This is a genomic window from Carboxylicivirga fragile (assembly GCF_050589805.1).
Taxonomy (GTDB): Bacteria; Bacteroidota; Bacteroidia; order Bacteroidales; family Marinilabiliaceae; genus Carboxylicivirga; species Carboxylicivirga fragile.
In genome coordinates this window covers 22792-36755 of record NZ_JBNGOY010000056.1, presented here as the reverse complement: position 1 = coordinate 36755, position 13964 = coordinate 22792, and the positions used below count along the sequence as shown (strand labels likewise).

Genomic DNA, 13964 nt, shown 5'->3' with positions numbered 1-13964 from the left:
TTATAATCACCTTTAATAGTGTGCTTTAAACAAGAAGCTGCTGTGGCGAACTCTAGCGCCTTCTGATCATCACCTTCATAAGTTAATAGTCCATAAATCAAACCTCCCATGAACGAGTCGCCACCTCCAACACGATCAACAATATGAGTGATATCGTAATCGGCTGCTTTAAATAGCGTTTCGCCATCATACAATACTCCGGACCATTTATTGTGGTTGGCATTAATGGATCCACGAAGAGTAGTAATTACCTTTTTTACACGTGGGTATTGTTTCATTATTTGTTGTGATACGCTGCGGTAAGCTTCTGCTTCAACATGGCCACTAGTTACATCCATTCCTTCAGGGTGAATATCCAGCACCATTGCAGCATCCTCTTCATTACCTAAAACAATATCACATCCCGCCACTAATTCAGGCATCACTTCCGAAGCTAGCTTACCATACTTCCAGAGGTTTTTGCGATAGTTTAAATCACATGACACTGTAACGCCCAAACGATTTGCAGCTTGGATTGCCTCCAAACAGGCATCGGCAGCTCCCTGCGAAACAGCAGGTGTAATGCCTGTCCAATGAAAAAAGGCAGCATCTTTCAATACCTCATCCCAATTAACCATACCCGGTTCTATGCATGAAAAAGAAGAGTGGGCACGATCGTAAACCACTTTACTTGCACGAGCAACAGCCCCTGTCTCCAAGAAGTAAATTCCCAAACGATCTCCACCATACAATAGCTTATCCGTATTAACGCCATACTTACGTAACTCCATCATACATGCTTTACCTATGTCGTTATCCGGAATTCGTGTTACTAATGAAGCATCGATTCCATAATTTGCTAAAGAATAAGCAACATTGGCCTCTCCTCCACCATAGCACATGTCTAACTCTTTGGCCTGTGTAAAACGCTGATAATCTGGTGTTGATAATCGGAGCATAATCTCCCCGAAAGTGACTACTTTCTTTTCTCTTTTCATATCTGATTTAATTCTTTATTAGTAATAATCTAACTTGTGTGCGCACACACGATCAATCACACAAATAATTCTTTTATTGATCGCCGAGGTTTTATTAATGCCCGCATGTATGTCTTATTTTTCACCTAACATTCTTAATGTGTATTCATTGTATTAATGTCAATTAGCTTTTGTAAATTTTTGACACCACATTCCTGTATTGCTTTCAATTGCCAACACATACAAACCAGGACTCAAGCTTCTAACATCTAATTCAAACATGTTGTGATTAATGAACTCGATCTTTTTACTCAAAACAACCTGACCACTAATAGATATTATTTTTACCTGATTAATTTGCATTTTATCTGAACTCATCTTAAAACGAAGATTCTGATTAACAGGATTACCCATAATTACAAATTCTGTCATATTTGGATCATCGATCCAAGTGGCACCAAAATTAGATTCGAAAGCGCCTAAATCAGGTGCATTACCATAATAGGCATAACCAAGGTCGGTACCCGCATTAATAAAGTCGCTACCTTCTACTAGTTTAAAAACGCCTAAATCGGGTAAGCTACCATCTGCCTTTCTTGCTCCTGAAACCCCAGTTGTATCAAGACTTACAAAATCGCTATTGCTGAAAACAAAGCCATTCCAACTATTGGTTTGCTGCGCAACAAAACTTCCTAAACTAATATCACCATCAATTGAAATACAATTGACAACTTCTGCCTGTTTACCGCTATTGAGTGATAAGGGAATTGAATAATCCTTACCTTCGTTTCTAAAGCCTGTACAGTTAAAAAAATTAATATCTCCACGATTATTATTCTGATCAAACCCTTTGGACTTATTATCGAAAGCTACACAGTTAATCAAAGTAAAATTGTGCATCAATGTTTTGTCATCACTTCCTCCAACTTTAAAGCCATTGCCATTTGCTTTTGAACCAGCATCTGTACCATCCAAAAAATAACCGTTCATCCATGTCCAACAGTTTTCTATTGTTGTATTGACATCATCTGCTCCTCGTAAATACCCATCCCAACCATCATCTACATTTAACCATGCCCTACAGCCATAAAAATAATTGTTATCACCAACATCCATTTTACAGGCGAAACCATCTGCATCACCATAATCTGTTGGGTCAGCATTTCCATAACTATCACAATTTATAATTTGATTGTTACTTGCTCCATTTCCCAACTGTAAACCAGTATCATTATTGGCGAAAAAAACGCAATTTTCAACGGTATTATTATTACCTGACACAAACATACCATTGTCTCCAGCGTACTGTATTTTAAGTCCTTTAATCACCCAATAATCACCACTTAAACTAAAACCTCGATTACTGCTGCTCACAGCCATATCAGAGAAATCAATAATTGGGATCTCACTTTCGAAGGCTTCCATCCTAATTGGAGCTTCTAAAGTACCATCACGGCTTAAACTTATTTTAGCGTCATACTTGTATTCTCCACCTCTAACATATATTATATCACCTGCATTGGCTAAAGATATCCCTTTTGTAATACTGCCAAATGGTGTAGATACAGAAGTCCCATTATTCGAGTCACTTCCTTCTGTTGATACATAGTAATTGGTTCCAGCAACACTTACTTGAATAAAAAAACACAATACAAAAAAATAAATAAATCTTTGTTTCATCTTCTCACAAATTAATTATCCCATCACTCCTCTTCATACTTTATCGCTAAGAGAAGTACAATTATGCAATACTTATCGCTAGATTTTTACTCATTATAAACCAAACCCTGTCAATAACAATGCACTTCCCACTAATAAGAATTTAATTATAAGGTCAATACTTTAACAGACTTTGATCCGGCCTGACTCCTTACATTTACAATCCAACAACCATTTGGCAACGAAAACCTTGAATCTTTTCGTGCTATAAAAGTTTTTACAAGAATACCCTGAGTAGAATATACATGTACTACACAATGCTCGTTCACATTGGATAAAACAATCTCACTTTCGATTGCATAAACATTAACCATTGGGCTACTCTTCACCGATGAAATTGCAGTACTAGGATCATTGGCAATTAATACTGCTATAGGATCCCAATTATCAGCGCCTTTGGTAAAATTAAAGGTGGTAATTTCTGTTCCATCTAGTAAATATGGTGTTGGCAATTGTGTTGCCCAAGTTGCACGAGAGCCAGAGAAATTAGCACCTGATTCTTCCATCGTATTGTACTCTGACATCCCTTCAGACTCCCCACTTAATGTACTATTCCATCCAAGCGGCACAATTAATGATTCTCCTTCATTTCCAACGTGGTTGGATGTTTCAATAGTTGTATTATAAAAAACAACCTCTGAAGTATTAGGGGCCCACGGACGGCCAAAGTATCCTGGTTTAGAACGATATGTATTCGCTACATCAACTGAAGGTTTTGCTGATGTCACGGTACATTCATACATTAAGTAGCCTCTACCATAGGTTTGCTGAGGGGCTGTTATATAGGCTACATCATTACCATCAACACTTGTTGTTAAGGCTAGTTCTGCCTTATAAAATACGGCAATCATACCTCCAAAGATATAATCAGTACCACCCATCATATTACCTTTGTATACAGCTACACGAGAATCTTTACCTCCGTAAAAAGAATCTTGATGACCAACAACACGACAGTTATTCAATATGATTTTGTCACCACCCTGAATGGCAATAGCTGCGGCTCTTTCAACAAATGCTTTATTCTGAACAGATGTATTTCCTGCATCCATAGGTCGAGTACCTTTTCCGCCAACTTCCCATTCAACAACTATATCTGCAGCTTCTTTTGCAGAAACATATTGGTTAAATGAATTCTCAAAAATGATATTATTTGCTTCGAAGCCATTTGCAAGTACAACAACAGTTGCGTTCCAATAGGATCCATTAGAAGTCCCGGCACCTTTGTTTTCATACGATAAATAGCCATTTTCTATATTAACTGCCAAAACATTAGCATGCCATTTTTGATCATTACTCATGCTAAAATAACTATAGCCATGACCGTAATACGAAGTAATACGAACTGCATTGTCATCAATATTAACACCTGCATCTTTTAATGCTATACTTGGAGAAACCGCCGCATTAGTGAGTGATACATTATCTACATCAACTACTAACATTTCTTCATAGTTACCTGGATCAATTTCAATAGTAACACGTTGTTCATCACTACGACTCATTAACTTTATAGCGGCAAGAGCTTCATTAATGGTTTGGTAATCTTTATCATTACCTACGGTAATTGTGGCTGTATAAGGCACTACTTCTAACACTTCGATATTGGTAATGTAAGTTGTTCCATAGGTGGAACCAACCGTTATATTAATCGCTCCATCTACAACACCTGGATACGAGTATTCAACAGTCTCTATAAGACTAGTACTTCCACTACCGGTAGTTATCGCATCTCCACCATCAATTGAAAAGTCAGCATTATAATAATACGAAACAATCATTTTTTGGCCTACTTTCGCTGGAACAGAAATTACATCTCCATTCTTAGCCATTAAATGGCCTTTACTCATCTGACTACTTACAGTGCCAGTACCTGTGAATAATAGCCCTTTGTATGAATCGCCTGTAATTTCTTTATCATCAAAAGTCCAATTTGTAACTTCCTTAAATACTATATCTTTCACTAAAGCTGAACCAGACACTTCTAAATTAGAAGTCAATGCCATTTCAACAGCATATTCATCAGTACCTACTGCTATAATTGAATATAGGCCATCACGTAATGAAATCGTTGAAAGATCAGAAAATGAATAAGAATAACCATCCTCATATAGGTTGGTAAAATCAATTTGTACAACGGCTTCCTGCGGAGCTGTTAATCCAGATACATTTAAAGTAATTGGATATACTGGTTTAACGGCAAAACTAATATCCGTAGTTTCATTACCCGTTATAATAATCGAATTCGATCCTATTGAATAATCATTCACTCCTTCAGCTAAAATTGTATATTCACAATTAGGTTCTAAAACTACAGAATAAGTACTTGCATCAGCATCTATTGTCAGTTCTGGAGAGTAAACTTTATTTTGAGCAGGATCAGGAGTATAAACAAGACTAAGCTTATCAATATCAGCTCCTAATCCTGTTATCGCACCTGAAACAGTATATAGATCGATTTGTTCAATCACGAGATCGAATGTAGTGGCAACTGCAACATCAATTGTATTGTTACCAGAAATAACATAACCATTAGCATCACTCAAGGAAACATTATAGGTATGACCTGTTGGTAAATTAATTGAATAAGCTGCTGATTCCACAATTTCAGTCCAGGATTTTCCGGTAACAGCATTAGTAAAAACAATACCATAACCATTAGGTATTAAAGTAGCTGATGATTCGTCAACAGTACCACTAACAGATACAAAATCAGCATTTTTACGAGTTACACGAAAATAACTACCTTTATCTACAGCATCATAGAAAATATAGGTCCCAGCTTGGTTAGCAATAAAATTAAATTCAGTAGCTGTTCCAACAGGGATAGTAACTTCATCAAATTGTAAAGCTAAATCCTCTTTATATGCGAAAGTTAATGTACCAGGGCCATTATTTGCCATTGCAACCACAGAAACTTCATCATCCTCTTCAAGTTCGATCTCAAAATAACGATTACCTGGAATACCATCTACTAACGAAACCGTACCATTTGCATAAACATAACCAGTGTAAGAACCGTTGGATTTATTATCATAACGTGTAAGTGCAGTGTTTGTTGTGCGTAAACGGTCTGCCGATGGCTTTCCTATCCATGTTAGAACATCCGAAGTAAAAGTTTCGGGTAAATTTACTCCAGCAGTTCCACCAGTAATGCCCGGGTACCATGCATTGATAGATGCTGCATCAAGCATATTAGAATACTGGGTTCCTACTAATGCTTCAGCACCAAAATCCCAAACTTGAGTTTTACCCTCTAAGCTTGGAAGACTTTCTATATTTTCAATTGAAATCTGATGTAAATAAACAGATCCACCTGCATTTAAAGTGGCTTTGATCGTTTGTGCAGAACCCGAAAATGAAAAGGTTACCAGTTCTTCATCAATATTGGTTGTTTTACTTTCTGCGATAACGGAACCTAAGCTATTATCACCTTCATCTGTAAATGAAAAAGTAGCACCTGTTGAACTATACTTACATAACGAAAATGTAATATTTGCTGTATTTAATACTTTCATGGTAATCGTATTACCATTGCTCATGATAGCTCCATGACCACCATTCTGTCCAATAATACTACCTGTCCCCTGACTAAAGGTCAGTGCATTACCATCGTTCACAATGATGGTAGCTTCAGTGTTACCAGAAGATATTATGGCACCTTCAAGATTATAATCGGTGACGCCAACTATTTGGCCTACTGAAGATAAACTAGTAAATGCTACAATAAAAAAAAGTAAAATTGTCGTTTTCATAATTTTGGATTTTTTATACTCTATTTGTGGTTATTTAAATATCGTGGTTGGAGTGTAGCTTTAATAGTCTTGACATTTCCGCTAATTACTTCCCATTCGCAATTGCAATCTTCCGAAGTGAGTTCTGACTCACCTCGCATTTCTAATCGTTTCCAACCATTACCTCCATAATAACTTAGATTTTTTCCAGATGCTAAGCGAATGATCAACTCGCCCTCAGTCATAACAGCTTCGTCGAACAAAAAGAACAATGACTTATGTTCATGTTCAACACTTTTAACAATCAGAGAAGACGTATCCAAAGGATTCCATTGATGATTAAATGACCATGCTGGGGTGATTTGTTCTTTTGTAATGGCAGCATCCTCTAAATTATTGGTAAACCAAGTGTAATTGCCAGTAATACGTTTACAATTATCAAAATAATATCGATCACCATACAAATAGGGCCGATTTTTCTCAGGTCTGTCTTGATAAACCACATGTTCAATGGCTTTATCTTTTAACAAAGCTGGGAAAGTACAATCAAGGAAAAAGAACTGTGCATCGTAATGATGACGTGCCAAATAAAAACTATCCACACCCGCAAATTGACAGTTTTTAAGCACAAACTTTTGGTCAACATGAGAAGGTCCGGCATGCCAAATAGCAGCAGTGTTTTTTAATTCCTTAAAAATTGAATGAGAGATATAACACCATCCTCTGGGACAAACAAAATCAACAGCACCTTCGAAATAACAATTATCATGGTAATACATACCATGCTTGTAATTCCATAAAGAGAGGGTATCTCCACCATTACTCATAACATTACAATTAGTAATGATGGTGCGTGTTCCTAATCCAAATATTGCAAAAGCATGCGGGCCAACTTCAGGCTGTGTGTTACGAATGGTTAACTGATCAAGAATAATATCATCGGCATGAATATTAATAACAGCTGGTCCGATATGATCTTTATTCTTCTGCCAGTCCTCGCGCAATTGCGCATATTGAATAATTGTTGAATCACGACTCTCACCTCTAATGGTCAAGTAATTGTGCTCTAACCGTATCTTTTCGTTGTAAACACCGTTTTTAATGAAAATTTCGATTCGCTCATAATTGTAATATGGTAAACTTTCGATGGCTTCAGATATGGTATAATAGTCACCTGTGCCATCAGCTGCCACAACCATATCCTCAATACTAAAGGCCGAATTAGCACAGCAAAGGAACCCTATTATCAGACCTAAGTACAGCTTACTTTTCATCCAAAACAATTTTTAGAAAGTGAAGAATATGATGACTCGTTTCCGCAAACCAAGGCTCAAACAACCAAAACGAATGAGGTGAATCATTTAAAATATGTATCTCGTAATAAATATTGTTTGCTTTCAATACAGATACGTAAGCATCACGACCTGCATGAAACCTAGAAATAGAGCTATTTACAAATAAACTTGGAGGTGCATATTTGTTAACATGATTAACAGCAGAAGCCTCTTTCCATACTTCAGGACATTGTTTAAATGTGCATCCAAAAAAACGGGCGCCAGCAGATGGTTCTTTGGGATCTAAGTCCTTTCCACTTTCGTTGTGGTCAGTAAAATCAATGATTCCATCAATATTAACCAAAGCCTTAATTGAATGCTTTTCAGAAGTTACAGCAAGCAAACTAGCTAATGAAGCACCAGCAGAACATCCTAAAAGAACGATTTGATTACTATCAATTTGGAATTGTTTTGCGTTCAGTTTAAAAAAATCTAAGGCATCTTCTATATCATTAAAAGCCGCAGGATAAGTTGCTTCATCTGAGAGACGGTATTCAATAGCTACTGTAACATAACCTTGTAATGCTAATTTTTGGGCTAAGGATTCCATCATGCTTTTATTTCCCGATCGCCAGCCTCCACCATGAATCAAAACCACAAGTGGCTTATCACATTTATCGTTCTTTGTGAGGCGATATAAATCAGCATGTAAGTCGCGTTCTTTATGAGAAAAAAAGATCACATCTTCTTGCATTAATACACCTTTTGCATCAACCTTAGCAAGCGTAACTTTTGGATACTTTTTCTTCACCTTTTTTAGTGCAGACCACACAGTATAAGATGTATCTTTAACAGACACATTCTGTCCCTCACTTATCCAAAGCAGGGAAACACTAAATAGTATGATTAGAAATACGCGTATCATGTTGCAACCTTGTTATTACTTTGTCAAAGTCAATGGATTTTCCAGCTTATTAAGTTCATCTTCCAGATAACGAACAAAATCAGCTTCGGAACTTATACCATCTTTTTCAAGTTCCCAGGCAGCCAAGAAATAATAGTCTACTACCTGTAATGCTTTTTCAAAAACAACAACATGACTATCCTTATCTTTTGTAATGACAGCATCTTGATGAAGTGGGTACAAAATAGCTAAGCCAAGATGATCGGCATTTAAGCTTTGCTTGCCCCAAGTTGCCAAACAAGCCCATTTTTGCTCCGAACCTTCAATAGTAATTATTTTGGTTTCGGGCTCAATACGGATACCAGTACAAATATTCTTAATAGCTTTATCGAATGATAAATGTTCGTGCGTCATACGACTGCCAGCATCGATGGATTTTAGTGATATTAAATTTACCTTTGAATCGTTTAGTTGCCAACCATTGTACCATATTTGCACTTGCGAACGCATAATTCCACTTGATAAGATGCGGCAGCTAACACTATCGGTTTGCTCAACCCGAATGGCTTTCTCTCCATCCCACCATCCGGTAGATCCTAGGCCTAATGACTTACCAACCTTCAGTACATCCATGCCCCAATATTCAAGATGGTGATAACTTTCATAACCATCCACACCTACATCTTGTAAAATGGGTTGGCTGACACGTTTACCAAACACATCTATCGCATTTCGCCAGTCGAGATATAAGCGGTAACCCACTTTATCAGATTCCCATCCAGGTCCCTCATACTTAATAAAATAAGCATGATCCATAAAGCCATCGGGCACACGCAGCGAATCAAATTTCGAGAAGTTACCTCCTCCTACATATCTACCTTCTTTAAATTTGCCTGTTGTTTTATGCCACAGCTCTGCTTGTGTCTTGTTTTCAAAAACTACATTTGCCTCACTTTCGTCCAATTCAACCAAGTACAACTGTTTCTTTTCTTTGGCTTTTAGAGCCACCTCTACACAAAGAACATTCTCCTTTCCATCACCATTGGTATCACACCATTGCGTCGCAATTACATTACCCATATGAAAGGCTTGTAACATATCTCCTGCATTCAGCCCGTCTATACTATCAGGATTAATTTCTAACAATCCAATAAAATCGACTGATGCATCGTTAGAAACAGTTATAGTTACACCTTCTTTTTTCTCACTTGATGCGCAAGAAATTAATACAATTGAAAGTATTGCAGCGAGTAATCCTTTTAGCTTATTATCCATTTTATTCATTTTTTGTTTTATACCTCACCCAGTCAATATCTAGCCACCCACTATCGTTCAAATTGTGACCTTTTAACGCGTAAAAACCAAACTTTGAGCCGATCCAACGTCCTGGTTTAGCCTCAAAACCATCAATAACAGTAGTATACCTTACCCCATCAAGAGAGTACTGTAATTCACACAAAGCACCTTGTTTCACAATTAATTTAAATAGGATGTCTGATGCATCAATAGAGATAGGTTCAGAGTATTGTTCATTTGAACCAGAACGGGCATCAACACATAAACAAGACCTTAAAAACAATTGCTTTTCAGCTTTAAACACCTCTAAGCAACAATACTCTGAGCCCATTACAGTAAAACCTACCCGTTCGGTATTATTAATAAGATTGATGTTAATTTTAGCCTCCACCTCAAACACCTGTGAAGGAAACTTTTGCAATAATAAAGATGACACATCCCATAGGTTAGAATAGCTCTGAGGATAGGCTTGACAATTCATTCTAAAAACACCTTCACCTGGGTAACACAAGCCCCAATCAAGGCTCTTATTAGCATGCCATTGCCAAAGCAACGGAATCGTTTCACTATCAAACTCATCATTCATTGATTTTACTTGAAACGAAGATACTGCCGGCGCAACCTTTGGCTTTTCATACATCTGAACAGGATTACCACAACCATTAGTAGGCTTCCCCATTATTGGCCAGTCATCTTGCCAATGCATGGGTTGCAAATGCACAACACGTCCATAAGCCTCCTGATCTTGAAAATGCATGAACCAATCTTCGCCATTTGCAAGGCTGACCATTGCACCTTGATGCGGCCCATTCACATCCGTTTCACCCTGTTGCAGTACAATTTTATCCTCATAAGGGCCATAAATATACTTGGAACGTAAAACAGTTTGCCACCCCTCTGCAACTCCTCCGGCCGGAGCAAATATGTAATAGTAGCCATCTCGCTTGTATAATTTGGGCCCTTCAATGGTTTTATGGTGCTTATGCCCGTCAAAAACCAATATTCCATCATCTAATAATTCTGTACCTTCATCATTCATTCTATTAATGGCCAAAACACTTTTTAAACCAGCCCTTGAACCAGCATAAGCATGCACCAAATAGGCTTTCCCATCTTCATCCCAAAACGGACAAGGATCAATCCATCCTTTGGCTTCCTTAATTAATAAAGGTTTGCTCCATGGCCCCATTGCTTCCTTTGCCTTAAGCATAAAAATGCCAAAATCGGGATCGCCATAGAAAATATAGAAAGTACCATTATGATACCGTAAAGACGGAGCCCAAATACCATTACCGTGCTGTACTTTTGAATAATGTTCTATCGGATAAACAGCATCGCAGGCATAGGTGATCAGTTGCCAATTCACCAAGTCTTTTGAATGTAAAATAGGCAAGCCTGGCGCACAATTAAAGCTCGAAGCCGTCATAAAATAATCATTCCCTACCCGGATGACGTCAGGATCAGAATAGTCTGCTTGGATAATTGGATTGGTATACGTACCATCATTATTATCTGCACTATTTAAAGTAACAGAAACCCCCTGAAAGCTGGGCGTAACAACCTGTTTACACCCTGCTAAAAACAAGATCACCAAAACATATAACAGGCAAAAGAATAACCGCATTATTTCAAATCTTCTTTGATTTCAATTTCACTTAATTTAATAGCTTTAACTGCCAACTCAGCAATCATTGTAGCTCCTTTTACATTAAAATGAGTGTTATCATCAATACCATCCGGATAATTTTCCCAAACAGCAGAATCAGCAATCATAAAAAGGGACTTAGACTGCTCTTCGCCCAACTGAATAAGTAAATCCCCAGACAATTTGTGCATATCAAGTAAGGTAACCTTCTTATCAGCTACAGCCTTACGAACCAGATCAGGATATTCACCATGAACATCGTAAAATACACCATCCTCATTAAATCGGCGACGCATAACAGGTGTCAGTAAAACAGGCGTTGCATTTTTGGCATTCACATCTTCAACAAAACGACAAAGGTTTTGATAAAAATCTTCAGGTGAAGTGTATCTGTCAACTTTATGCTTGCTTTGATCGTTATGACCAAACTGTATAAAAACATAATCTCCAGCATGGAGCAATCCCATAATTGAATCCCATCGACCTTCTTCAATAAAAGTACGCGTGCTCCTGCCATTTTTGGCATGATTAGCAATTGTTACATTATCGTTAAAAAAAGATTGAAGTTCCATTCCCCAACCCGTTTCTGGGTGTTTATCTTCTCGCTTTTCTGCCATGGTTGAATCACCTGCCAAATAGATGGTATAGGTTGATGGTTGCTGACAGGACGCTAAAATCAGAACTGTGAAAAAAAAGTTAATTAAACGCTTCATGCTTTAAGAGTTATTAGATAAGACTATTGATATAGACTTCTACATTGGTATAATTATCATCAAGTGTAAATTCCTTATAATCCAATGGATTTTTAGGGTCAAGGCCATTTTTCTCCTCCCATATATCGTCCATTCCGTCGTTATCCATATCCAGAATCACATTGTATGTTTCAAGAACAGGGTAGCCTTCCACATCTAATTCTGAATCAATTATTCCTGTTTGAGATCCGTAAGATCCACCGTATAAAGCAACTCCATCGGTAACTTCAGAAACAATGCGAGCGTCAACAAAGTCTCTTTTCCGACTCGCTCCAACTTTTTCTAAAACAGAACCATATGCTTCAATTGCAGTTTGGCTTATAATTTCTCCACTGGCAAAGGGAACGGTTGCCTTAACAATTGGATTACTTGATTGACCTTGAACACCTCCGTTCCAATTATCATTCGATATGGCTGGATATCCTTCGATATAATTACCTTCGATAAACCATTTACTGTCAACACTTGATATTTCAACAATCCTGTTTTTCTTTGATGACTGGGTAGCTGGTCCTGACTTATAGTAGTTATTGACCATATTCTGTTGCCCCATTTCACCGCCATATACACTGTTGCCTCCCCAGTTGTAAATAACATTATTTCGGAAATCAACAATTTCTTTTTCTCTTGATTCTTCATGATATCGAGCACCACAGAAGCGAGGATTTCGACTGGTATGATGGGTAATTAAATTATGATGAAAACTAGCTCCCCAACCACCCCATATTCCACCATAACCATGATCACCTTTGGGATGTGTCGAACGATAAAAACTTTCGCTAATCAAACACCATTGCATGGTGAAATTTTCATTATCATAAAAACTGGCTACTTCATCATTTCCCCAACTAAATGTACAATGATCGAAAATAATATCTTTACAGTTGCGGCCCCAAGCTGCATCATATTCTCCTGATCCTTTGGCTGCGCGGAAACGTAAATAACGAATGATCACATTTTCTACTTCATCGTTTAATTGCGTATAATTACCTGAAATACAAATGCCATCGCCAGGAGCTGAATGTCCTGCAATTGTTAGATGACTTTGGTTGATAACAAGAGGAGAAGCTAATTCTATGGTTCCAGATACACGAAATAGAATAGTTCGGGCACCTGCTTGATTAATTGCCCACCGCAAGCATCCGGGCTTATTATCATCTTTTAAATTCTCTACAAAAAATATTTTACCACCGCGCCCACCTGTGGTATAACGTCCGAAGCCCTCCGCTCCAGGAAATGCATCTTTATCACTAATGGGTGAAGGATCAACTGCTGGTAATTGCTCAACATTAACCTCAATGGATTCAACCTTCTTTTGCCCCAAATCATCAATGGCTTCAATTCTGATACTTGAAGTAGAAATTTGATAGGCAACTGCCAAATTAAATTTATAATCGAATGTTCCTTCAGGCAGATTTACTTGTTCCAAAACAACTTCTGTGTTTTCATTAACCTGAAAGGCATGAACACTTTTTAAAGCATTCTCACTACTAACATCTCCACTAATAATAGGCTTGTAAGTCGAAATGTCAACATTTAATGGATTTGGATTATCAAATACTATTTCAATGGTTGAAGGTGTGTCCGGACTTTCCTTCTCATTGGTACAAGCACATAGAAACAAATTGGCTAACTGAAGTAAGCTGAATAAAACAATTTTCATAGAGAACAATTAAATCTGTAG

The 13964-nt window shown here is 37.5% G+C and carries 9 protein-coding genes; all 9 read right to left on the bottom strand.

Features of this window, described 5'->3' with window-relative positions; translation table 11 throughout:
• The coding region (locus ACRD7B_RS19550) for a PfkB family carbohydrate kinase (protein WP_430826332.1) at positions 1-977 on the bottom strand (977 nt) is incomplete at its 3' end.
• A 159-nt stretch (positions 978-1136) separates the two neighbouring features.
• A complete protein-coding gene (locus tag ACRD7B_RS19545) occupies positions 1137-2636 on the bottom strand; it encodes a right-handed parallel beta-helix repeat-containing protein (RefSeq protein ID WP_430826331.1) in 1500 nt (499 codons plus the stop codon).
• Between the two features lie 146 nt (positions 2637-2782).
• Entirely contained in the window at positions 2783-6430 is a 3648-nt protein-coding gene (locus ACRD7B_RS19540) for a pectinesterase family protein (protein WP_430826330.1), read from the bottom strand.
• 20 nt (positions 6431-6450) lie between these two features.
• Positions 6451-7683 (bottom strand): pectinesterase family protein, encoded by a 1233-nt coding sequence (locus ACRD7B_RS19535; RefSeq protein ID WP_430826329.1) that lies wholly within the window; start codon positions 7681-7683, stop codon positions 6451-6453.
• Positions 7673-8608 (bottom strand): alpha/beta fold hydrolase, encoded by a 936-nt coding sequence (locus ACRD7B_RS19530; RefSeq protein ID WP_430826328.1) that lies wholly within the window; start codon positions 8606-8608, stop codon positions 7673-7675. The genes ACRD7B_RS19535 and ACRD7B_RS19530 overlap by 11 nt, the downstream gene beginning before the upstream one ends.
• A 15-nt stretch (positions 8609-8623) precedes the next feature.
• Positions 8624-9862 (bottom strand): DUF4861 domain-containing protein, encoded by a 1239-nt coding sequence (locus ACRD7B_RS19525; protein ID WP_430826327.1) that lies wholly within the window; start codon positions 9860-9862, stop codon positions 8624-8626.
• A gap of 1 nt (position 9863) precedes the next feature.
• Positions 9864-11507 carry a glycoside hydrolase family 43 protein gene (locus tag ACRD7B_RS19520; protein WP_430826326.1) on the bottom strand — a complete coding sequence of 548 codons (1644 nt, stop codon included), beginning with the start codon at positions 11505-11507 and terminating at the stop codon, positions 9864-9866.
• Positions 11507-12241 (bottom strand): rhamnogalacturonan acetylesterase, encoded by a 735-nt coding sequence (locus ACRD7B_RS19515; RefSeq protein WP_430826324.1) that lies wholly within the window; start codon positions 12239-12241, stop codon positions 11507-11509. Before ACRD7B_RS19515 ends, ACRD7B_RS19520 begins: the two co-directional genes overlap by 1 nt.
• A gap of 13 nt (positions 12242-12254) precedes the next feature.
• Complete coding sequence (locus tag ACRD7B_RS19510; RefSeq protein WP_430826323.1) at positions 12255-13943, bottom strand: pectate lyase family protein; 1689 nt, start codon at positions 13941-13943, stop codon at positions 12255-12257.
• Positions 13944-13964 lie beyond the last annotated feature (21 nt).